General features: G+C 51.1%; 16 protein-coding genes and 5 pseudogenes. 6 read left to right on the forward strand and 15 right to left on the reverse strand.

The features are described from left to right. Window positions 1-20 precede the first annotated feature (20 nt). Complete coding sequence (locus O3W44_RS23100) at window positions 21-4826, forward strand: autotransporter outer membrane beta-barrel domain-containing protein (RefSeq protein WP_269295019.1); 4806 nt, start codon at window positions 21-23, stop codon at window positions 4824-4826. Window positions 4827-4901: 75 nt separating this feature from the next. Here the strand turns inward: O3W44_RS23100 and O3W44_RS23105 are convergent, their stop codons facing one another. Together O3W44_RS23105 and O3W44_RS23110 are read right to left on the reverse strand one after the other, a co-directional pair. Beyond that, a complete protein-coding gene (locus O3W44_RS23105; protein ID WP_269295020.1) occupies window positions 4902-5525 on the reverse strand; it encodes an SGNH/GDSL hydrolase family protein in 624 nt (207 codons plus the stop codon). Between the two features lie 32 nt (window positions 5526-5557). Continuing rightward, window positions 5558-5722, reverse strand: coding sequence for a hypothetical protein (locus O3W44_RS23110; RefSeq protein WP_269295021.1), 165 nt, complete (start codon window positions 5720-5722; stop codon window positions 5558-5560). 735 nt (window positions 5723-6457) lie between these two features. Between O3W44_RS23110 and O3W44_RS23115 the strand changes: the two are divergent. Further along, window positions 6458-7512 (forward strand): annotated as a pseudogene (locus tag O3W44_RS23115) (acyltransferase family protein). Window positions 7513-7611: 99 nt separating this feature from the next. Here the strand turns inward: O3W44_RS23115 and O3W44_RS23120 are convergent. Beyond that, window positions 7612-8715 carry an NADH:flavin oxidoreductase/NADH oxidase gene (locus O3W44_RS23120; protein WP_269295022.1) on the reverse strand — a complete coding sequence of 368 codons (1104 nt, stop codon included), beginning with the start codon at window positions 8713-8715 and terminating at the stop codon, window positions 7612-7614. Window positions 8716-8875: 160 nt separating this feature from the next. Next, a pseudogene (locus O3W44_RS23125) lies at window positions 8876-9187 on the reverse strand (Rpn family recombination-promoting nuclease/putative transposase); the annotation flags it as partial. Between the two features lie 605 nt (window positions 9188-9792). Here O3W44_RS23125 and O3W44_RS23130 point away from each other — a divergent pair. Both O3W44_RS23130 and O3W44_RS23135 read left to right on the forward strand, forming a co-directional pair. Then, complete coding sequence (locus O3W44_RS23130) at window positions 9793-10188, forward strand: VOC family protein (RefSeq protein ID WP_269295023.1); 396 nt, start codon at window positions 9793-9795, stop codon at window positions 10186-10188. Window positions 10189-10490: 302 nt separating this feature from the next. Then, window positions 10491-11327, forward strand: a complete 837-nt coding sequence (locus tag O3W44_RS23135; RefSeq protein WP_269295024.1) for an alpha/beta fold hydrolase — start codon at window positions 10491-10493, stop codon at window positions 11325-11327. 77 nt (window positions 11328-11404) lie between these two features. Here the strand turns inward: O3W44_RS23135 and O3W44_RS23145 are convergent. The 3 genes and pseudogenes from O3W44_RS23145 to O3W44_RS23155 form a co-directional block, all read right to left on the reverse strand. After that, a pseudogene (locus O3W44_RS23145) lies at window positions 11405-12732 on the reverse strand (NAD(P)/FAD-dependent oxidoreductase). Between the two features lie 66 nt (window positions 12733-12798). Next, window positions 12799-13404 (reverse strand): helix-turn-helix domain-containing protein, encoded by a 606-nt coding sequence (locus O3W44_RS23150; protein WP_269295027.1) that lies wholly within the window; start codon window positions 13402-13404, stop codon window positions 12799-12801. A gap of 215 nt (window positions 13405-13619) precedes the next feature. After that, window positions 13620-14387 (reverse strand): substrate-binding periplasmic protein, encoded by a 768-nt coding sequence (locus tag O3W44_RS23155; protein WP_269295028.1) that lies wholly within the window; start codon window positions 14385-14387, stop codon window positions 13620-13622. Between the two features lie 304 nt (window positions 14388-14691). On the opposite strand from O3W44_RS23155, the gene O3W44_RS23160 reads away from it, so the two are divergent. Both O3W44_RS23160 and O3W44_RS23165 read left to right on the forward strand, forming a co-directional pair. Continuing rightward, on the forward strand, window positions 14692-15342 hold the full coding sequence (locus O3W44_RS23160; protein ID WP_269295029.1) for an amino acid ABC transporter permease: 651 nt from the start codon (window positions 14692-14694) through the stop codon (window positions 15340-15342). A gap of 1 nt (window position 15343) precedes the next feature. After that, window positions 15344-16114: an amino acid ABC transporter ATP-binding protein gene (locus O3W44_RS23165; protein WP_269295030.1), complete on the forward strand. Its 771-nt coding sequence runs from the start codon at window positions 15344-15346 to the stop codon at window positions 16112-16114. 53 nt (window positions 16115-16167) lie between these two features. On the opposite strand, the gene O3W44_RS23170 is transcribed toward O3W44_RS23165, so the two are convergent. From O3W44_RS23170 to paoC, 8 genes and pseudogenes are all read right to left on the reverse strand, one after another. Next, entirely contained in the window at window positions 16168-16845 is a 678-nt protein-coding gene (locus O3W44_RS23170; protein ID WP_269295031.1) for a glycosyltransferase family 2 protein, read from the reverse strand. Between the two features lie 78 nt (window positions 16846-16923). Continuing rightward, on the reverse strand, window positions 16924-17364 hold the full coding sequence (locus O3W44_RS23175; protein ID WP_269295032.1) for a DedA family protein: 441 nt from the start codon (window positions 17362-17364) through the stop codon (window positions 16924-16926). A gap of 64 nt (window positions 17365-17428) precedes the next feature. Then, a complete protein-coding gene (locus tag O3W44_RS23180) occupies window positions 17429-17563 on the reverse strand; it encodes a hypothetical protein (protein ID WP_269295033.1) in 135 nt (44 codons plus the stop codon). 44 nt (window positions 17564-17607) lie between these two features. After that, entirely contained in the window at window positions 17608-18579 is a 972-nt protein-coding gene (locus tag O3W44_RS23185) for a ceramide glucosyltransferase (RefSeq protein ID WP_269295034.1), read from the reverse strand. Further along, the gene (locus tag O3W44_RS23190; protein WP_269295035.1) at window positions 18576-18947 is read right to left on the reverse strand and encodes a hypothetical protein; all 372 of its coding nucleotides are present in this window, start codon (window positions 18945-18947) and stop codon (window positions 18576-18578) included. Before O3W44_RS23190 ends, O3W44_RS23185 begins: the two co-directional genes overlap by 4 nt. After that, complete coding sequence (locus O3W44_RS25210) at window positions 18865-19392, reverse strand: UDP-2,3-diacylglucosamine diphosphatase (RefSeq protein WP_442954694.1); 528 nt, start codon at window positions 19390-19392, stop codon at window positions 18865-18867. Before O3W44_RS25210 ends, O3W44_RS23190 begins: the two co-directional genes overlap by 83 nt. A 614-nt stretch (window positions 19393-20006) precedes the next feature. Next, window positions 20007-21271: pseudogene (gene oxlT, locus O3W44_RS23195) on the reverse strand (oxalate/formate MFS antiporter). Between the two features lie 230 nt (window positions 21272-21501). Then, window positions 21502-23696, reverse strand: a pseudogene (paoC, locus tag O3W44_RS23200) (aldehyde oxidoreductase molybdenum-binding subunit PaoC).

Below are 23696 nucleotides of genomic sequence, written 5' to 3' on the forward strand. Positions count from 1 at the left end.
TCGGCTATATCGGCAAAGCGGTGTCGGCCTCCTCTGGCAGTCAGTTCACTAACAACGGCGTAATTAACCTTGCGCCTGGTGAAGGCCCCGAATTTTGGGAGAGTCAGGCTATCTGGCTGGGCAGCAGCAGCGCGATCAATCATGGCAATATCAATGTCGGTGTCACAGACGTTGATAGCAGTAGCGCAGGGACAGGCGTAAGTTTCAGTGGAAAAGGCAGCTTTACCAATGCGGATGACGGCACGATTTATCTTGGTCGCGCTGCGCAGAATAGTCAAACCAGCGACACAACGGATGTGGCTATCAATCTGAGCGGCGGTCTCAGCGCAATCAGCCAGGTCCATGATTCCAGCGCCATCAACAACGGTCATATTGTTATTGGTTCCGGAGTACAGAACGCGGTTGCCATGCGCGTTGAAGCGGGGCCGAATGCACTGGCGCTCAACAATGGCGTGATTGATATCAATGGACGCGCGCAATTTCAGCCCGCTGAAAACATCGGCATGCTGGTACTTGACTCTGGCAGTGGCGGGCGCGTTGGCAACACCGGCACCATTAACCTGAACGGCGATAATAGCACCGCGATGAAAATCATTGCCCGCGACGGCAACAGCGCCAGCGCGTTCTCTGGCGGCACGATAAATGTCAACGGTGACGCCGATTCCATTTTCAGCACAATCAATACCGCCGTCTGGCTGACTGGCCAAGAGGGCAGCAGTGTCAAAGCGGATCTTAGCGGGCCGATAAACCTTAATGGCAACTCGGCTGTCGGCATTCGCGCCGAAGGTAATGCCACCGTTAACGTGACGTCCGACGCGGTGCCACGCCTGAACGGCGGTCAGTATCAAATTGGTGTTTATGCGATCGGCCCGGAAGCCAGAATTAATCTCCCCGCCAACGGCAGCTATACAACGTCCAACTGGTTTAACACGCTGTTTCGCTATCAGGATGGCGCGATTTTTGATGGACGTGGTATGACCCTTACCGCGGATACATTTTTCTCCACTGGCGTGATGGGAAGTGGTGACGGCACACAGGTCTATACTCACGGCGCAACAATCAACATTGGCCAGATCGCCACCGGTTTAGTAATAGAAAACGGTGCTCTTGGCATCATTGATGCGAACACCCAGATAAACATAACCGCTGACACAGGAAGAGCAGCATTAGTGGACGGCATGAAACGTAACCTGGTCGGCGATTATATCGATCCAAATTCAAAACCCTCTGATGACAGCCTGCTCATTAACCATGCTGCCATCAACGGTGCCGCTGACTGGCAAAACGGTCTGGTCGCAGCCAATCATGCTCAGTTGATCAATACGGGCAACATCACGTTCGGCGGCCAGGGAACCCATGCCATTGAAGCCTATTCCGGTTCAACCGTCATCAACAGTGGCGATATCAGCGTGACGCGCAGCAGCACCGGGCTTAGTGCGAATGCTAATCCTTTTGCTGGCGATAATCTCAGATCAACCGTGATTACTAACAGCGGTACGCTAAACGTCAGCGCGGGAGAAAGTATTCTGCTATCACCGACTATCGGTGCATCGGCCAGTTACCCGCTGGCCCGCATCAACCAGAACGGTACCATCAATCTTTACGGCGAAAATGTTCTGGGCGCACAAGCCTGGGCAGGCGCAACGCTTAACCTTGGAACAGACAGCAAGGTCGTGTTTCACAGCGCCAACCAGACCGCTTATCAGGCGCTCGATGTAAATTCCAGCCTGGTCAGCAGCAGTGGTGATACCGATGTCAGTACGGACGGCTCGACGCTGTACCGTCTTGTCACAGGGGCTTCCTTCTATCCCCTTACCGCGCCTAACGTCACGTTAAGCGGTGCAGGCAGCAACGGGATTACAGGTTCTGGCACCGGCACCACTTTATTCGGCACGACCGTTTTCACCGTTAACGGCGAAGCCGCAACGGCAGTGCGCGTGACCGATGGCGCAGAAGCTACGCTTTCAAACGCTATTACGCTGAACGGCGAAAATAGCGTCGGCGCGGTCAGCGACGGCAGTGACGCAACGATTTATGCCGCATCTCAAATTGCGGGTGAGGGCAAAAATATCACAGCCTTTGCTGTGGGTAGCGGCGCACGGCTGTTCAATCAATACCCGGGGCGCGTCGATTTAACCGGGGATAACAGCACAGGTGTACGCCTGTATGACAAGGGCAATTTTACCAACCGTGGCAGCGTGCATGTGGCGTCGGGCATCGGCGTGGATGTCAACAGTGGTCAAGGTGAGTATGTGCCGATGGACAGCGAACTGCGAGTGGATGATGGTATCGCCGCGTTACGTGTTGGCAACGAGGCGGGGCTAAACCTCTATGGAGAGGGTCAGGGCCGCAGCACCCTGACCGCCAGCGGTAGTGCTGACACGCTGTTACTGGATAACGGTGCCGCCTGGTTTGAGGCCAACGACATCATTTTAGGTGTCTACGGCAGCGGTAGCGTTATCAACAACCGCGCCGAAACGGCAAACATTTCACTGCAAAACGTCATGCTCGACGTAAGCGGTGGCACCGGCATTCGCTCTGCAACCTCCTTCGATCCTGAAGGCAGCGCCTTCATCAACGTCAGCAACGGCGGCACCGGTTATCTGTTTGCCAATGCCGACGGCTCAACAACAGATAACGATCTGGTGATCGGGAAGAACTATTCCATCCTCGTTTCAGGCGAAGGCACCGGCATCCGTGCTGATACCACCGGCAGGGTAATTTCTCAGGGTTCTGTTGTGATCCGGGATACCAACGGTGGCTCAGCGATAGTGACCAGCACCGCCAGTGAAGTGATCAACCAGGGTTCAATCACCTCATTAAGCCTGGTCGCGCCAATCATCGACTTACGCGGCGGTCAGACGGTGTTCCTCAATGAAGGGAACATTTTTGCCCCCTTCCCGGAAACCGTTGTGGTGGCTGGCGGAGCAACCGATGACGTCATTGCCCTGCTGGACGGCAACGTGACTGGAGATGTGAATACCGGCAACGGCAGCGATTCACTTCTTGTCACCGGCGGAACGTTAAATGGCAGCCTGACAATGGGCAGCGGCAGCGATAATCAGGCCAGGGTGCAAAAAGTAAGCCTGGCGAAGACCAGTCACATCACCGCTGCAAGCGGCGCGGGCGCAACGCTGAGTTTTAGTGAGATCGAGGCGCGCGGTGGCTCCTTTGTTAGCGATGATCTGAGCAAAGGCACTAATCTCGGTGCCGGATGGAGCACGCTTAACTTCTCCCGCTCAAAGTGGACATTGACCGATAACATCAAACTTGCGCACAGCACCATCAATATCGACAGCGGTTCGACGCTGTTCGCGGGTGATAACGTTAATCCACTGTTGCAGGGTGCCACTGACGATTCTCTCGTCGTGAATAATGCCGGTACGCTGGATCTGACTAACGGAAGCAACACCGCCAGTAATACGCTGACTATCGACGGAGAGCTGGCGTCAGCAGGCGGAACTGTACAACTCAATTCCACCGCCACGCAGAGTGACAGGCTGCTTGTCAACGGCAGCGTCAGCGGTACGACCTTTATCGACGACAGGCTGGTGGCTGGCGAACAGGCGGATACTAACCGCGACGGCGTAATCGAAGCCACCGAAGGCGTCTCGCTGGTACAGGTTTCAGGTAATGCCAGCGCCAGCAGTTTCGTGTTGAAACAGGGCTACGTGGCGTCAGGGCCGTGGCAATACAGCCTGTACAGTTTTACACCGGGTACGAGCAGTGCCAGCCAGCGCCAGCTCAGCGGCAGCGGTAACGCCTTCTGGGATTATCGCCTCGCCAACAGTTATGTTTGTGAAGGGGGTTCGCTGTGCCAGCCGCAAACAGGAAGCACCCAGGCAGCGGTGCGACCAGCAGTGATACCGCAGGTGCCCTCCTATATTTCAGCACCTCTGGGTCTGGCCTATTACACGCTGGCGATCACCGACGATCTGCATAAACGCCTCGGTGAGTTACGTCATCAGCAAAGTAACACGGACGCATTGAGTGGCGAGATGTTTATTCGCTATCTCGGTTCAAATCTGGACTATAAAAGTCACCGCGATGTCAGTCAGTACGGTTATGATTTCGATCTCGATTACAGCGCCGTTCAACTGGGCGGCAACCTGCTACGCAGGGATGGCGTGCGTGACAGCCTGCGCGGCGGCATCGCCTATACGCGCGGCAACACGCGGATACGTCCGCACGCCGCAGACGGGTACAGCTCCACGACTTTCGACAGTGACAGCCTCGCGCTCTACACCACCTGGCAGCGTGACAGTTTCTATCTGGACGGTTCGCTGGCCTGGAACTGGCATCGCGGTGAAACCGATATCGCCCGTGAAAAAGAGGCAGGATCACCAAAAGGGGATGGATGGACCGCGTCGCTGGAGTCAGGTTATTCGCTGACCTTTGCAAACGGATTGCGCCTTGAACCGCAGGCACAGCTGACGTATCTGAACCTTAAAATGGATGATTTCACCGACAGCGATCGCACCCGCGTCGCCTGGGATGCTTATGAGCAAACCATCGGACGTCTGGGCGCGCGTCTGGATCGCACCTGGCAGGATGACAGTCAGCGTCAGTACACGCCTTATATCCGCACTAACTATTATCACGGCTGGGGTGGAACGGCGAAGGTGAAAGTGGGCTCCGCTGACAGTGACAGTAACCAACGCTTCGAAAGCGGTAAATTTGGTCAAATGTGGGATGTCGGCATTGGCGGTACCACCCGCTTTAAAAATGATGTTTCGCTCTACGCTGAAGCTGATTACCGCAAAGAAATTGACGGAAACGGCGCGAAAGGCTGGCGTTACAATGCAGGGATACGCTGGACATTTTAAACGGGCTCCTGGATAAGCCACCACTGAGACGCATTATGAATTGTACGGTTCAGCCGTACAATTCATAACAAATCACTACGGTTGCGGCGATACGCTTTGTTTAGCCACTGAGGTTTGATCAAGCGTTTGCATATTTTTTTGATAAGCGGCCAGTTGCGTACCGAAGCTTTTTTCGAGAACAGCAAAGGTTGCCTGCGCTTTATTTTTATACAGCTCGCTGGAAGGATGAGTACAGTCTGGTGACATTAAGGCCTGCCAGTTATCCATTTTTTTAATCCGTTCAAACTGGGGAACCAGAGGCACCGATTCTGACCGGGCAACAGCATTCAGACTGGAAACATAAGGTTCTAACTTCACACGTGCGATACGCCCGCAAATGGGATGCGGTTCCTGAACAATCACCGCTTTGCCTTCGGCACGCGCAATTTCAATCAGCTTTGACATCACTTCGCTATATTTTACCGGACTGACAATATAATCAGGTTCAGTATCTTTGAAACGATAGTGCCGGGCATCGTTCATGGCAAAATTAAGAATAATAATTTTAGCTTCCGATGTTTCCATCTCCTCACGCCAGGTTTTATTTTTGCGGTAATGATATTCACCTGTCAGTAACTCCAGTGCCTGTGCAGACGGCGCGCCATAATTAACAACGCGAATACCCGGACCATATTTATCTTTTAAAAGCGTATTAAGCACAGCTATTTCATTTTCTTTTGTGATAACCGACTTTAGTTTCCCTTCTTTTTTACTGCCATCACACCTTTGGTACTGGATCCGCCATAAGCCGCAATAATAAAGTCCTTTTGAGCATCAGCTGCATGTACCGTCCCGCTCAAAACAGAAAAGAGAGCAAATAAGGAAAACATTATTGAAAAAGAAATATGTAGCCTCATTGAATTTACCTTTGACGTGTATACATGATGCTTATCCTGCAACCGGATTGCCTGTGTGACATCAGGGTAACAAAGGGGCATTGAACGAAACAATCCGAAAGCGTGATTTATCATTTTTGCCCTGGCAGGGAATAGGAACAGTCCCATTTAACGGATGAAATGTTAAAAACAGCACGGCTAAACTTTGAAACATTTTTTCATCGCCATCACCTTTGCTAATCAGTTTCACTGTCAGGCTTAAGATTATTCTTTAAATCATACCTGCCTGATACGCGCCTGAATCATAAATAAAATAACTTAGCTTGCTAACTACCAAGACCACCCATGTGCGGGATATCAAAACTTAACCATTACCTATCATAAAGTTAAAAGATATTTCATTTTTTGGCTTACTTACTTTTTCGGCGTGTGCATTAAAAACGATAACCTCTTTTATTCATTATGAGGTTTATCCGAATATTTCCTGACTCTGTTAATGCATAATGTAAAAGCTGATACCATTATGTTTCCTCATGTAAAACGTCGTTTTGCCTGAGGGATGTCTGTTACAGTCGGGCCAAATAAACACACGCCGTTTTGTTTAACGGTGCTTACTTTTTTCACCAGTGCCAAACAGACCCAACTTAAAATAAAGTAATAAAAAACCTTAAGGCGGAGAAAGTGGATAAAACTTCATTTTTATCAACGCGAAATACAGGCCTCGATTTTTTACGTGCGCTGCTTATTTTAGAAGGCGTGCTGTACCATGCAGCACGCAGTTTACCCGGAGGGAATTCCTGGTATTACCTGTCAGAAAAAAATGAATCGGCGTTTTTTACCTCCCTGATTGAGTTTGTCCATACGTTCCGAATGGAAGCTTTTTTCTTTTTATCAGGCATGTTTTCAGCGATGGTGTTTTTACGCAAAGGGAAAGATTTCTTTATTCAAAATCGAAAGAAAAGGGTGCTTGTCCCCTTATCTCTGCTTTCGCTTTTATTCCTGGCGTCATGTACCTGCTTGCTGCAACGATTAAAGGCAGTGAGATAACCGCTGCGGGATTAGCAGAGGGTTACACGCACCTTCACCACCTGTGGTTCCTGGTCTCGTTATCAGCCATGTCGTTTTTCATTCCGGGTTCGGTATACGCGAAGATCGCGGCAATTTTCCGCCGTCTGCCATTCCCGGTGCTGGTGGGTACACTCATCGTGAGTTGCAATTTCTTTTTCGTGCTGAAGTTTTTACTGAAAGATGCAGGTGAACTGGTGTCGTTAATTCCGGTGACCGCCCGTTTCTGCGTTTACTACGCAGCCGGTTATGCGCTGTATCTCAACAGAGATAAGATCCCAGAGATTGCTAAAAGTCCGTTGCTGCATTCAGGGTTGGTGGCTGCGCTGGCGCTTGTTTGTTATGCCGCCTTTTATGCTACTTTTCATTACAACCCTGGCGGGGTGATGAAGTATTTACCCGCTCTGGCATCCAGCGTTTTCTCTGTTATTTTCTCCTACTGGATTGTTTTCTGTTTTGAGAAAATGCGCCTGAAAGAAAATCGTTTGGTGAATGGCATCGTCGATTCGGCTTTGGTGGTCTACATCATGCACTATCCGTTAACCATTTCACTGGCCTGGCTTCTGGATGATTATTTCCCGGATAATCTTTCTGTTACTTATGTCGTTGCAGTGACAACGGTTGCTTTGATACTAAGTGCCTGCTGCTATGGCTTTATCAAACGTATTCCTGTGCTGGCAACCCTGTTTGGCTTAAAACCAGCCAGCACTAAAATTGTGCCAGTGGCTAATCCTGTGGCGAAATAAACGGTTAAAGATCAACGTATCAACCGTTCAGGTCAGGGTAACCCGTAGCAAAAACCCCGTATCCGGTGAGCCGTTTACGGGGTTTTTAACATTTAGCTATTACTCATCCGCTTCAAGCGTTCCTTTAATGCCATGGGGCTCGGAGCGAAGATATTGTGGCGGTACGTTAACCGTTCCCTGCAATTCTGCCGCCGCGTGCCAGGGCCAGCGGGGATCATAAAGAATGCCGCGTGCCAGGGCGACCAGATCTGCTTCTTCGTTTTTCAACAGATCTTCTGCCTGCTGAGGCTCGGTTATCAGACCAACAGCAATCACCGGAATAGTGAGATGTTGCTTAATATCTCGAGCGAAAGGCACCTGATAGCCAGCCTGTACCTTGATTTTTTGCTGTTGCGCTAACCCACCGCTGGAAACATGAATATAGGCACAGTTAAGCGATTCGAGCTGTTCTGAGAAGGCGATGGACTGAGCCACATCCCAGCCTTCGCCCTCTACCCAGTCTGTGGCTGAAATCCTGACGCCAACCGGTATATTTTCCGGCACGGCATTCCGTACTGCCTGAAAAACCTCAAGCGGAAAGCGCATTCTGTTTTCCAGCGAACCGCCATACTCATCGCTACGCTTGTTAGAAAGCGGTGAAAGAAACTGATGCAGCAGATAACCATGTGCCGCATGAATCTCAATAAGTTCTATTCCTGTCCGGACGGCTCGTTGTGCACTGTCGACAAACGCTTGTTTTACACGTTTCATATCGTCGTCGCTCATTGCAGCAGGCAGTGTATCGTCTTCACTAAAAGCCACTGCCGACGGAGCAATAGTTTGCCAGCCGCCCGCGTTTATACTAATTTGCTTTCCGCCTGCCCAGGGCACAGCGCAGGAAGCTTTACGTCCGGCATGGCCAAGCTGAATACCGATACGAACACCAGAATACTGGCGGATATCATTCAGCACCGATTGCAATGCTGCTTCAGTTTTATCATCCCATAATCCCAGATCCCCAGGCGAGATCCGGCCGATATCCTCAACTGCCGTTGCTTCGATAATCATTAAGCCCGCACCAGAAAACGCCAGTTGACCAAGATGAATACGGTGCCACGCGGTCGCTTTACCCTCATCAGCGGAATACTGACACATCGGCGCAATGACAATGCGGTTATCCAGCGATAGCTCACCAATGTTGATTCCGGAGAAAAGTTGACTCATGAAAACTCCTTTTGAACGGGTGTGAAGAAAGGCGAATAGCTTTCACAACTATAGTGGCAGTTTGCGACACGCGGCAGGGTAAATGATTAACCCAATATGCGATTCAGAAGTGAATTAAGCCTGCCGGATGCTTGCCGACCCGTCAGGCTTTAACCGGAACTCAGTGGCGGATTTGCTGCAGTTCTTCTTCGGACAGGCCGGTCATTTTCATGACAGAAACGCTATCCATGCCGTTTGCCAGCAGGTTACGGGCAATTTCCCGGCTGGCTTCCAGCCCGCCAGGCTGCCGTCCTTTTTCCAGCCCTTCCTGACGCCCTTTTTCCCGGCCTTTTTCTTCAAGCTGTTGTGCAATTGTCATCAGTTCGTCCTCATGCTGTGGCACGCGGTGTGCCAGTTCGCGAATAACGGCTTCCGCATCCGGCGTTTCACCCGCCTGAATCAAGTAGTTTACCAGCACCTGCTGCCCGTTCAGGCTCGCTGAACAGCTGCAGCCAGTTCATCGAAGATTTTGGACACCGCGTCGTGTGGCGTGGGCGTGCGGTTTTTCTTCATCCTGATGGCTTCGCTGTGGGAGATCCGTTGGCGGGGTTTTAACACAGGGCCGCTGCCGGTACGGCATGCCAACGTGTATTGTCCAAAAGAGGTAGCATCAGAAATTCATGCTCATTTTATTACTGCTACCCAGAGAATAACCTGCATTTATTTAACATAATGTTGATTATACGCCTTTATTAAAGAGCCGTTACGCTGTAATGCCTGCTGGGAGCCAGACGAATACGCCGGTTACGGTGGCTTGCCGGAAAAGCTGCAATTCCTGTGGCCGATATCATGGAAGCCATGCGACATACGCTGAGCCAGCCAGCAGCTAACGCACCGGACTGCGAAGCGGCAACACCTGTTTTGATAATAAATTGTTACCGACGCGATAAACAGCGACATGAAAGTTTGTCTCTCTGTTAACGATAAACCAGCGCAAAAACCGCTGCCCGTAGAGAGCGTGGTACTCATCGCAAGTCAGCGTGCCCCGGGTTGACTACGCTTAAACAGAGGGTTACCCGGTTAACTACGGAGGTAAAAATGTCACGCGTACAGGCAGTCGATCATATTGTGTTATCCGTTAGTGATTTCGCTGCATCACGAACGTTCTATCACGGGTTGATGACCTTTTTGGGATTCGATGTTTTAGATGAGAAGCCGCAGGCCATGGGCTGGACCGATGGCACGACCCGGCTATGGATCTATCAGGCCGATGAACAAGGCGTGAAAAATCCTTATCGGCTGGGTAACCCCGGTTTTCATCACTATGCCTGGTCACTGAACGGCCGTCAGGATGTTGATCAGTTACAGGCATGGCTGGAAGAGAACAATGTCACCATTGTTGATGCAGCAGGTGAATATTATCCCGATTATTACGCCGTGTTCTTTCTCGATCCGGATGGAATGAAGCTGGAAGGTATGCACTACGCTAAGTAAACATCGCCTGATGTCTCGCCTGCTGTGATTGCGTTAAGCTGTTAATACGCAGGCGTTTTTTCACATAAAATCTGTTCATACGGACTTCATATGCCTTTTAATGCGTAACATTTACCACGTCTGTTTCTGTTTACACTACCTTTTAAGTCATGCGTAACGCGGGGAAGCAATAAACACTTTCCATATTCGCTGCATAACTTACTGAACATTTAGCTCTTAACTGCCCTGTAAATTGTCCTCGCCTCATGCGCAAAGCCCAACACCTGTTCTGTTTCCCTTCGTTCAACAGAGGAGTTAGTGCTATGTCATTTGTTACAACCAAAGACGGCGTAAATATATATTTTAAAGACTGGGGTCCCCAAAACGCACAAGCTATTGTTTTTCATCATGGATGGCCCTTAAGCGCAGATGACTGGGATGCTCAAATGTTGTTTTTTCTCGAAAAAGGCTTTCGCGTTATCGCTATTGACCGCCGTGGCCATGGACGTTCAGATCAGGTCAGTGACGGACACGATATGGATCATTACGCCGCTGACGTTTCAGCCGTTGTTGAACATTTAGATTTAAACAACACGGTTCACGTTGGTCACTCGACAGGAGGAGGTGAAGTTGCCCGCTATGTCGCGCATTATGGTCAGCCACAGGGACGGGTTGCGAAAGCTGTTCTGATCAGTGCCGTTCCACCTTTGATGGTTAAGACGGCGGATAATCCCGGCGGTACGCCAGTTGACGTTTTTGATGGTTTTCGCCGTGCGTTCGCGGCTAATCGTGCTCAGTTCTACCTTGATGTGGCATCTGGCCCTTTTTATGGTTTTAACCGGACTGGCGCAGCGGTCTCGCAAGGAATTATTCAGAACTGGTGGCGTCAGGGTATGAACGGCAGTGCGAAAGCCCATTACGAAGGCATTAAAGCCTTTTCAGAAACAGACCAGACTGAAGATTTGAAAACCATTACGGTGCCGACACTCATTATGCAGGGTGATGATGATCAAATCGTACCTTACGAAAATGCCGCTATTCTGCAGGACAAGTTGTTAACCAACGGGACTCTCAACATTTATCCTGGCTTTCCTCACGGTATGCACGCTACCCATGCAGACGTGATCAATGCCGACCTGCTTGCCTTCATCCAGTCTTAAAAAAGCTGACTGAGAGGAGTAGTTAACACGCCTCTCAGTTGTTTGTTCTGCCTCCCGCAACCGCAGAAAAAGCCAAACTACATCATCTGAGGCTCGCGTATTGCCTTACCCCTGGCAAAGCGGCTCAGGCTATAGGGCGTGATGTCGGTATAGAGTTTTTCATGGGTAACCAACTGGGCACAAAGCTCCCCTGCACCAGGACCGATACCAAAACCGTGACCGCTGAATCCTGAAGCGATGATCAAACCCGGTATGGCCTGAATTTCATCAATGACAGGAACCAGATCGGGTGTGGTATCTATCCAGCCTGCCCAGGCATAATCGATGGCTATGCCTTTTAACGCGGGAAATTCACGCTCCAGCCGTTTGATAGCGTCGTTAAGTAATGTGCTATCCGGCGCAGGATCTAACACCCGACTCTTTTCAAAAGGGGAAATACCATCTGTTTTCCAGGAGCCAGACGCCTCCGGGCCGGAAAAGAAAGCGCGGTTGAGACGGAACTTAAGTTTTTGGCAATTTTGCTGCGGTACATCGGGTAAAAACGGGTAGCATGACGCAGGTTTTGCGGTGCCAAATCGAGCGTGCCTCTTCCCGGCACGGCAACGGTATAGCTTCCATCCAGGCGGCGGCGAATCGCCAGATCAGGCATGCTCAGGCACCCTTTAATCACCTCTGGAGCCTGGGTAGTTTTAAAGGCTGTACCCAGTATGTTCGCGCTGGGTAATTCAATGCCATAGCGTTTACAAAAACGCGAACTCCAGGCACCTCCACAGCAGATCACCCGCCCCGCTTTTACCCGCCCATGCTCAGTCCAGACGCCCGCGACTTTCCCGGCAGCAATATCAAGCCCTCTCACCGCGCAGCGTTGATGAACATATGCGCCCAGCTTTTGTGCGCCCAGCGCCAGTGCCGGCGCCGCTTTAGACGGTTCTGCACGTCCGTCTGTGGGTGACCAGACGCCACCTTTCCAGGCAGTCTCACCAGCGATACGTTCACCGGCTTCTTTTGCGGAGAGCAGGTGACTTTCGAATCCTGCAAACCGGGCTTTTTCACCCCAGGCTTCCCATTTTGCCAAATCGGCTTCACTGGTGGTGCCGTACAGTATGCCGGTACGGCGAAAACCGAGATCGCGCCCCGTTTCCGCGCCCAGGGCTTCCCAGCGTTGCAGGCTGCGAATGGCAACAGGCAGTTCGTAAATGTCGCGATTTTGTTGCCTCACCCAGCCCCAGTTGCGACCTGACTGCTCGCCGCCTATGACACCTTTTTCAAACAGTGCCACGGATACCCCGCGTTTCGCCAGTTCATAGGTTACAGAGGTGCCTATAATGCCTCCGCCGATAACAATAACATCCACACTATCAGGAAAATCAGGGCTGTCCGGAACTGCGTCAACGTTGATGCGCATACATAGACCTCTGTTTATCTCTGCGGTGAGCAGGAGATATGAATAGTTCCACCACTTTGCTTATTATCAGAGATGGTGATCGGGCAGGATGTGCATGATCCAGAGCACCCTCGCCTCTTTGTCGGTATGGTTGAAAATGTTGTGCTTAAGCGAACTCTTAAACTGAAAACTGTCGCCAGGAAACAGAATGGTTGATTCACCCTCCAGTTCCAGCGTCAGCTCTCCGCTCATAATGATTCCGGCTTTTTCACCTTGTCCCATCAACATCTCATCGGAACGTACGCCTGGCGGAATGACAATAAACATAAACTGAACAGCGTGGTCGCCAGCGGGAGATAACATCTCCTTTGCAATCCCCTGCCTGCCAACGTTGAAATGTGGTCGTTCAGCCAGGCGGCGAATGTAATATTCTGTGCCACGCAACGTGGCCGTGGATCCTTCAAGAAAAGCCGTCAGCGGCACTTTCAGAACCAGCCTTAATTGCTCCAATACTCTGACTGTCGGGTTAGCCTGATTACGCTCAATTTGACTGATCGCTCCAGCAGAAACGTTCGCCAGCATCGCCAGTTCGTTAATGGTCATTTTTCGGGCCTTGCGGATGCATTTCAGGCGTGCACCGATATCGGCTTCAAGCGCGCCCGGCCCGAATTCGTCCTGCTTCACACTGTTCATTCAATATTATTCCTGCTGTCAGGCCGTCATCCGCATTATTTTCGAGCATCGTAATTTCAGAAAATTCACAGCGAGAGAAGCTGCCCTTCAGCATTTGTTCCGTTACGCTTTAAAATAACCCACTGCAACAGGCATTCGCTTCAGGCATAAGCATTAACCAGGAATAAACGCAGGATAAACAATTTAGCCTTATGTTCAGGTCAGCCAAAAATTATTTATGGCATGCCCCACCGGGCTTTTAAGGCATCTAATGAACCATCGGCTTTCATTTTCGTTAACGCATCATCAATTTTCGCCAGCAAGGCTTCATTTCCTTTTTTTACACCGAAAGCCATCGGCGAAACGGATTCAGGTTTATAACCTTCAACCACATGCATGCCTTTCAAACCGCCCGCTTTTTCCTGCGCTTTGAGAATAGGATAATCATTCATGCCGGCCGCTATGCGCCCAAGAGAAAGATCACGGGTCATGTCAGCAGGGCTGTCATAAACTTTCACCTCTTTTGCAATGCCGCTTTTTATCAGTGACTGCGTATAATCGGTACCCGCCATGCTGCCGACGATGTCGCCTTTTAAATCCTGCCAGGAATGGTAGGCTTTTTTATTGTCATCTTTTACAACCAGTCCAGCGCCAAACGCCGTTACCTCTTGTGAAAAGGAGATCCTTTTAGCCCGTTCAGGAGTAGGCGTCATGCCCGCCACAATCATGTCGATTTTTCCCGCGATAACCGACTGAATCAAGGTTGAGAACGGGACGGCCGTAAAATTCACGTCAAGCTTTTCTCTTTTAGCAATTTCAGCAGCAACATCAGGCATAAATCCTTCGATTTTTCCTGTTTTTGTATCAAGAAAGGTCGTGGGCGCACTCGACGGCGGCGATCCTGCGGTCCAGGTTGCCGCCTGCGCGGCAAACGTGGTGGTGAAAATAAGTCCAGCAGCGAAACAGCGAGAGAGAGCAGAAAGCTTTATCTGTGAAGCTGACATAAAACACTCCTGGTAGCGAAATGAGACGTAAGATTTATTTTCAATATAATGAAAATCAAACAGCCGTTGTCAAATACATTATCACCAAATAATAAAAATCATGAGCACCAAGGAATTATTCTTATAAATAACAAGGCAATATTTCCCATTCAATGTTGTTATGACGACGATAAGTAAAGCCTATGCGGTTTTTATTTAAAGCCGTTGACAGCTGACGGACGTGAGTAGATATTCATTTAAATGAATTAAACGCATCATTCTTGTCTCAGGACACACGCTAACGCCGTTAATACAGGAGTGAGAAATGGACTGGAGCAGCATCCATACTTATATGCCGTTTTTGCTGAAAGGCGCAGAAATGACGATTTACATCACAATTTTCTCGTTAATTATCAGCACCCCCTTAGGCTTGCTGTTTGCTGCTGCAAAAATGTGTCCGTTCAAAATAATATCCTGGCCCGTCTCCATTATTATCAATATTACCCGCGGTCTGCCGATGATCGTGGTGCTTTTCTATATTTACTTTGTCTTTCCTGATATCGGCATCACCTTAACCTCATTCCAGGCCAGTGTTATTGGTATCGCCTTCTGCTTTTCGACCTATATTGCTGAAATTTTCCGCGCCGGTATTGAGTCCGTTGATCGCGGGCAGCTGGAAGCCGCCCGTTCTATGGGCATGAGCTTTAATAAAGCGATGCGTCGGGTTCTGCTTCCGCAAGCTTTTCACGTTGCCCTTCCTCCCTACAGTAATACGCTGGTAATGATGCTGAAAGATTCCGCGCTGGCTTCCACTATCGCCGTAACTGAAATGACGCGTCAGGGACAACTTATTGCCGCGTCAACTTTTGACAACACCACTGTCTATACCCTTGTCGCCCTGCTTTATCTGGTGCTTTGCCTGCCGCTGCTCGCGTTGACCAAACGCCTTGAAAATCGCCGAATGAAAGGAGCCTGATATGATCGAAATACGCAACGTCCATAAGCGGTTTTCACATGTGGAAGTCTTGAAAGGGGTGAGCTTTAGCGTCAATAAAGGCGAAGTTGTGTGTCTGATTGGCCCTTCGGGATCGGGAAAATCGACCCTTCTGCGCTGTATTAACGGTCTGGAAACCTATGAAGAGGGTGAAATACGGGTGCTGGATCAGAAGGTAGAGAGCCGCCATAAAAGCATCAATGCCTTACGCCGCCAGATCGGCATGGTTTTTCAGCGATTTAACCTGTTTCCCCACAGAAGCGTGCTTGAAAATGTCATGGAAGGCCCGTTACATGTTAATGGCGAGTCTCGTGCGGTGGCAGAAAAACGCGCTAAGGAATTGCTGGCGATGGTCGGACTGGCGGATAAAATCAATGCCTGGCCAGCGCAGTTATCAGGAGGACAACAGCAGCGCGTCGCCATCGCCCGCACGCTGGCCTTACAACCTCAGGCCATCTTATTCGACGAACCGACCTCAGCCCTTGATCCTGAACTGGTGGGTGACGTGTTGCAAGTGATGCGTAATCTGGCAAATGAAGGCATGACGATGGTAGTGGTTACCCACGAAATGCAATTTGCCAGAGAAGTGGCTGATCGGGTGTGCTTCCTGCACAGTGGCAAAATCGTGGAGCATGGCCCGTCAGAGGAGGTTTTATTACGTCCACAAGAGCCGCGGACACAGGATTTTCTTAAGCGCGTTATCGGACAGTCAAATGCTTCTGTATGTACGCACTGTCGCCAGGCGGTGTCATGACGTCAGGAGAAACAGATGCGCCCGGCTTTACCACCACTTATTATCCGACCCGCTTAGCGGCGGCACAGGTTTAAAAGCGTCCAAATCTGCCGCAGAATTTCCCGCAATGACACCGTGCGGAAAATATCTCGCATCATCGCCATGTCGGCCTTAAGGCCTCGTAGCCAGCCCATTTTGCTGGCCTTACAGGGGCTGCGCACGCCCGGCCATTTTACCACCCGGAGTCGCACATTCTGTGTAATCCACTGATGATTGAGCCACACCTCCAGACCAAAATGTGGCAGGGAAGCGAGTTCGTCCAGATGTTTCGCAACAACGTCACGGGCAAAGACGCGCTCGCCAGAGATGTAATCCAGTCCTATCATTCGCCACAACAGCGGGCTGTTGCACCGAAGACTGATGGTTGCTTCAGCCTGGTGCTGCTGTATGGGAATAATCAATGCGGTGATGTCATCGGCTTTCAGTCCCATCAAATCGCCATCCAGTAAGAGTAAATGGCTTCCTGTGGCGGCTGAAATGCCTTCGGCTACCGCGCCGGTTTTGCCTCGGTTCTGTGCTAGCTGAATCACAGTAACGCCGCGAAGACGGGCTTGTTTAGCGGTATCGTCAGTGGAACAGTCATCAACTACGATAATTTCTGACAGATAAGGGTGATGCATAATCGCATCCAGCACCTTTCCTATTCGCTGCGCTTCGTTGTAGGCAGGGATAATGCAACTGAAAGAGATCATCTTTTTACTTTTACCCAGCAAAAACAGCCGATCACTATCACTATCAGCAGCCCTAACGAGACATAACCGAGCCAGTGATTAACTTCGCCAGCGATATGACCAAAAACCCAACCGATTGTGACAAAAACAAGGCTTTTTGGGAATGGTGGCCAGCGTGTTGTAGAACATAAACGTGCTGAACTGCATGCGGGCAATGCCTGCAGCAACCAGTATCGCAGCCCCTGCTGAATGTGTCAGTTTGCCGAAGGTCAAAATGCGCCCACCCCGGCTGTCAAAAACATCAACGATACGTTGCAGTCTGGCCGGATTCAGGCCAAGGCGTGCCAGCCAGCGTGGTGGCGTCCCGCCCGATTTAACCACCCAGCGACCAAGTGCATAAAATCCTATATCACCAACCAGATCGGCGAGGATCACCATCACACAGACAGCAGACAGGCTGAAATAGTCGAGGCGGGCCATATAGGCGGCAATAACGGTGACAACCGGACCTTCGATCACCGCCAGTGGCGTGAGCAACACCAGACCATGCGCTCTGAAGAGGGCCTCAAGGGTTGAAAGATCAAACAGGCTGATAATTTATTTCTCACTCTTCTTGCTGTCGAACGACGGCATCCGCAACAGGACGTTGCAAACCCGAGGCATTGCCTCGCCAGACAAACCCGCGCGCCGTCCAGCACCATAACCATAATGCGGGTAACAGCACATCACGAATGACCATCGCAACGAGGTCTCGTGGACGATGAGGCCAGCCTGCACTTTTTGCTAATAACCCCTCAGCACCATACCAAAAAACAAACAACGCCGGGGAATTCCCCAGGACCAGACATCGCGGGCGGCCAGATAAACAGAAGCGCCTAAGGCGGGTAAGATCCCCAGAAAAATTTCAGGCAGGAAAAGCCAGACGAAACCGTCACGCCGTATTCGCGCCCAGCGTAACTGGCGACTCCAGACAGCACAAAGCGGGCGGTGCCCTATTGGTTGAGGAAAAGGCTGTGGAGGCAAACGCACTTTTAATCCTGCCCGCCGTACCAGCCTGGTCGAAGCAACGTCTTCTGCAAGTTCATGACCTAATGCCGCCAGTCCGCCGCCCTGCTCCAGCACATCACGACGCCAGAAAAGCGTCTTGCCTTGCGCAAATCCCTTGTGCGCGAAATCGGCAAGCAACTGCCATCGTGCCTGATGTGTATTAAGCATTGCCGCTTCCACCGCCCCCCAAAGATTCAACGGGCGGATACCGACCGCTGGCGAACTGACGAGCCCAGTCTGGTCATCAAAGCTGTTGACCAGGGTGCGCAGGTAATGCGAGGGCAGGAGCAGATTACTGTCTGCCATCACTATCCAGTCTGAGCAGGTTTGCTGCCAGGCTTTGTTCAGATTATTAATTTTTGGGTTTTTGGAAATCCGATCTTCGCCAGTAAGCAGTCTTGCAGGTTGTGCAGGATAGTCAGCCATCACTTTTTTCACCAGCGGAATAACCGGATCATAAGGAGAAGCCACACAGAAAAGAATTTCATAGGCGGGATAGTTTTGCAGGAAGCTGGATCGCAGCGTCTCTTCTTCGAAAGCATCTTTACCACACAGCGGACGAACCAGAGCAATAAATGGCAGAGGCGTGTCAGAGGATCGCCGGGCAACCCGGTGGCGCAGACGCCACCACGCGACGAAAAGTGAAGCCGCCTGTACCAGACAAAGTATCAAACAGAAAGAAATCATTATCCAGTTCTGAAGCGTCATGCAGCCTCCGAACCATGAGAGTGAACAGGTGCAGCGTTAATGCGGCTTGCCAGCGCCCCGTTGATTAAGCTGAACTCGCCTGCAGCATCTTCCACGATAGCACTCATATTACTGATCCAGTCGCCACAGTTGGCATACATTACGCCTTCGCGAATGTGCAGCGCAGGGCTGTGTAAATGTCCGCAGATGATGCCATCTGCATCCTGTTTGTGCGCCAGAGCGGTCAGTCGCTGCTCAATAAGGCTTCGGTATTTGAATAAGGCACCAACGTGACCCGCGAGCGTTTTACGCTGGGTTTTTTGCGCTAAAAGGATCTGCGGGCGCGTATGCGCGATACGGCTCTTTTCGTCGACGCCAGCACCAGTCAATACCGCTGCCTAAACGGGAAAAAAGATGGGTGCTGAGAGGCCAAAAGTCACAGCAGTCGCCATGCAATACCAGATAACGCCGACCATCAGCCCCTTCGTGAATAACCGTTTTTTGCGTCGCGGTAAATAAATCCGTATGCGCAAACCCGTTCTGTTTTTCAACGTGAACAGGATCATGATTACCAGGCAGGCGGACTATTTTTACGCCCTGCTGCTCACGGCTTCGCAACAGGTCAATAATTCGCTCGTGATCACGCGTCCAGTGCACGGCACGTGGATGCCAGACATCGAAAATGTCTCCAACCAGATAGATATAATGCGCTTCGTGCTGATAAAGAAAGTTCAGTAATTTATCGGCCTGACAGGCCCGCGAACCAAGATGAAGGTCAGAAAGAAAAAGGCTGCGATGGCGCATCGGGGCATGAAGCGGTGTGCGTGATGACATAACTTTCTCCGGATGCAGGCGTCGGTCAGGCCAGTTACAGCAACCGTTAGTGCCTGGGAAAGAGCGGGATGCGGTGTCATGTATCGGTACAGCATATGAATCGACGCGCTGCTGCTAAACGCAGGTTTTTTATTTACTGAACGTATCGCAGCAATACTGCACTTACCCATCTGCAATAGCGTCCCGCGTCCAAAACGATCGAGAACAGAGAGTGAAACAACGATACTTTGAATGACTTAGTGTCTAAAAATGCTGCTTTACGCATTTTTATGTCCTGATAAAAACCCATTTCTGTGACAAAAAAATGACGCTCATCTCATTGATGACGCTTGTCTTAAAAGCGCGTTAAAGGCAGTACCAGACAGAACAAGCGAAAGATAATCACACAGTATGCCGCGTCAGCGGCTACTGGTATCAGGTTGATAAGAAGTACAATTAAACGCTGTGGAAGGGTGACTCAGAAGCGTAAACAGCGGAAAGAGTATGTCACCAGAGAAGGGATTACCCTGGCTAAAAATGGTTGTCGGGATGCAGACAACGGAGATAACAAAGCAGATGTAAGCACGATTAAAGAGCCGGCAAACATCTGCTTTGTGTGGTTACCTGAGGCTGTTTTATGCCGGCACACGGCTAAGGAAGCGAGCACGCCAGGGTTTAAGCACCAGCAGAGCCAGCAAGGCACACACAATATCCAGCGTAATAGCGCAGCTAAATACCAGGCTCCAGCTCTGGGTATGCTGATACAGCAGGGCAGCGAGTGGCCCCCGAAAATGGAACCTATCCCTTGCGATATATAAAGCCAGCCGTAGTTAGCTGTGGCAAAACGGGTGCCAAAGGTGTCGGTGAGCGTGGCGGGAAATAAAGAGAAAATCTCACCCCAGCCAAAGAACACTACGCCTGACAGCAGCACAAACAGCAGCGGATCGTCTTTACATAACAGCCACAACGTCATGGCACAGCCTTCCAGACCGAACGCAATAAACATCATTTTCTCGCGCCCAATGCGGTCAGAAAGATAGCCGCAGACCGGGCGCGTCAGACCATTCATAAAGCGATCAATGGTCATTGCCAGCGGTAGCGCCGCCATTCCTAACACCGTGACCGATGTAATACCAAAATCACCTGCAAAAATGGCCATCTGCGAGGTCACCATCAGGCCCGAGGTAGACATCATGGTCATCATCAAAAACATCAGCCAGAAAAGCGGCTGGCGGAGCATTTCCCGTGAGGTAAAATCTTTTGACGTCACCTTAAGCGGCGTGCTGCGGGTTTCTGTTTCCTGAAACGGTGGCACACGTAGTCCCTGACTGGCCAGAAAACCAACCACCGCCATGATCAGGCCAAACTGCCAGAGCGTATTTTCCAGCCCGTGGGATGCCAGAGAAAGCGTAATGGGAAAAGTAGTGAGTATTGCGCCCATGCCGTAGCCCGCCGCGACCATACCTGTGGCGAAGCCCCGATTTTGGGGAAACCAGCGCACCATAAGCCCGACGACACCGATATAAACAATGCCGGTGCCCAGACCACCCAGTACGCCATAGTAAAGATAGAGTTCTGTCAGTGAATCCATTCTGGCAGCCAGCATCCAGCTCACCCCAGTCAGTACCGTACCCAAAGTAATCAAACGGCGCGGGCCAAATCGATCAATGAGCTTGCCCTGAAAAGGCGAAAAAAATGTCTGCAGGATGATCAGCAATGAGAAGGTTATCTGAATTTCTGCCAGCGGAACCTGTAGCTTTTCCATTAAGGGCCGGGAAAACAGGGCCCAGACATATTGCGGGCTGGATATTGAAATCATGCATAACAGCCCCAGCACCAGCTGGCCCCATTTTTTCTTCTGGCTGGTAACAACCACGCCCGGTAAAGTTGTATTGGTCATGTTGCCGCTCCGACTTAGCGTAAAGTCAGACAGCAATGCATTGATCGTGCCAGATTATAATAAGGTAAGGTGGTGTCTGAATTTACTTAGCATGCAAACCAATTCATTCTTACCGATACGGTTTTTGTTGCCCTTAAATGTAGCAAACCGGCACTTCGCCAGTGCATTGAAGGTTGCAGCAAAGCAGCCCCTTTCTCAGGCTGCCTGCCGCAATCTCTGGTTCAAACAGATCACGTCAGCGTTGGCAACCCTTTCAGCAACTTATCAAGCGTAATGGGATAATCCCTTACCCGCACTCCCGTTGCGTTATAAATCGCATTTGCAATCGCGGCACTGACGCCACACAAGCCCAGCTCTCCCACCCCTTTGGCCTTCATCGGCGACGATACAGGATCGGTATCGTCGAGAAAAATGACTTCCTGGTCAGGAATATCGGCATGAACCGGCACCTCATAAGCCGCCAGGTCATGATTTACGAAATAACCCAGCCGCGTATCCACGGCCAGTTCTTCCATGAGCGCCGCGCCGACGCCCATGGTCATGGCGCCAATTACCTGACTTCGTGCCGTTTTAGGATTCAGTATGCGGCCAGCAGCACAAACCGCCAGCATACGGCGAACACGCACTTCACCCGTGGCAATATCAACACCAACTTCGATAAAATGACCGGCGAAGGTTGATTGCTGGTATTTCTCCTCAAGCCCGGAAAATTCAATGGTGTCTTCGGCGGTGAGGATGCCGCTTGCAGCAGCTTCCGTCAGCGGGATACTCTGGCCACCTGCCCGTACCTGTTTATCAATGAAGATCGCCTCATCAGGGTCAAATCCTAGCTTTTTCGCGACCGTTTCACGCAGCCTGACGCACGCAGCGTACACCCCCGCCGTCGAGCTGTTGGCTCCCCACTGTCCCCCTGAACCGGCGGAAACGGGGAAATCGGAATCACCTAACCGCACCACGACGTTTTCCAGTGGCACGCCCAGCATTTCTGCCGCCGTCTGGGCAATTATTGTGTAACTGCCCGTACCAATATCCGTCATGTCGGTCTCTACGGTTACGATACCTTTTGAATCAAGGTGAACACGTGCACCGGATTTCATTACCAGATTATTACGAAAACCTGCTGCTACCCCCATTCCTGTCAGCCAGCGACCGTCGCGCACCTGGGCAGGCCGGGCATTCCGGCGGTTCCAGCCAAAATGTTCGGCACCCGTACGCAGGCATTCAATCAGCTGGCGTCGGGAAAAAGGCCGATCCGGATTGGAAGGATCAACCTGAGTATCATTAAGAATACGGAACGCTATCGGATCCATGCCGACTTTCTCAGCCATCTCGTCTATAGCGATTTCCAGGGCCATCAAACCCGGCGCTTCGCCAGGGGCGCGCATCGCGTTACCTTCCGGCAGATCCAGCCTCGCCAGCCGCAGCCCGGTAAGGCGGTTCGCACCGGCATAAAGCAATTCAGTCTGCTGAACAGCAGTTTCTGACTTGCCGTCGGGAAGGTTGCCTGACCAGCTTTCATGCGCAATTGCGGTGATGTGTCCGGCCTGATCGGCACCAATACGGATGTGCTGAATAGTCGCAGGGCGGTGCGTGGTATTGTTAGGAATAAGGGGGCGGGGCAACATGATCTTCACTGGCCGTTTCGCTGCTCTCGCGCCCAGCGCCGCCAGCACGGCATCACTACGCAGAAACAGCTTGCCACCAAAGCCACCGCCGATATAAGGCGAAAGCACCCGTACTTTTTCCACGGGCAGGTTAAGCGTTTTTGCCAGCTCGTTGCGGCACCAGTTGATCATCTGATTGGATGTCCAGACCGTGAGCTTATCTCCGTCCCAGGCGGCCATAGAGGCATGCGGCTCCATCGCCATGTGGCTCTGATCGGGGGTGGTGTAAAGCGCATCGAGTTTGACGGGAGAGGCTGCAAAGGCGCTCGCAAAATCGCCTGTTTTTTTACCCGGATCGCTTTCGTCAGGCTTTGCGGCGGGCTTCTCTTTGGCAAGATCCCAGGCTCCGCGTTCGCGACGATAATCTACCTGAATCAGGGCCGCCGCTGCGCGTGCCTGCTCAAATGTTTCAGCAACAACCACGGCGATGGCCTGATGATAATGCTGAATATCAGGGCCGCCTAATAACGTTGCTGCATTCATTTCACCTTTGCCGAGGCGTCCTGCGTTATCGGCCGTAACAATGGTAATCACACCGGGTGCACGCCGGGCAGCACGGCTGTCGATAGCATTGATGCGACCTTTGCAATCGATGAGCCTACCACATAGCCATACGCCACATCCGGCACCACATCATGCCATTCATAAGCATAGTGAGCGGTTCCTGTCGTCTTCAGCGGCCCGTCAATACGGTCATGAGCGCGACCGACAACCTTGAGCTGATCGATCGGATTGTCATTTGCAGGTTTATCAAATTTCAT

Origin of the sequence: Pantoea sp. LMR881 (assembly GCF_027157825.1) — a bacterium.
Taxonomy (GTDB): Bacteria; Pseudomonadota; Gammaproteobacteria; order Enterobacterales; family Enterobacteriaceae; genus Pantoea; species Pantoea haifensis.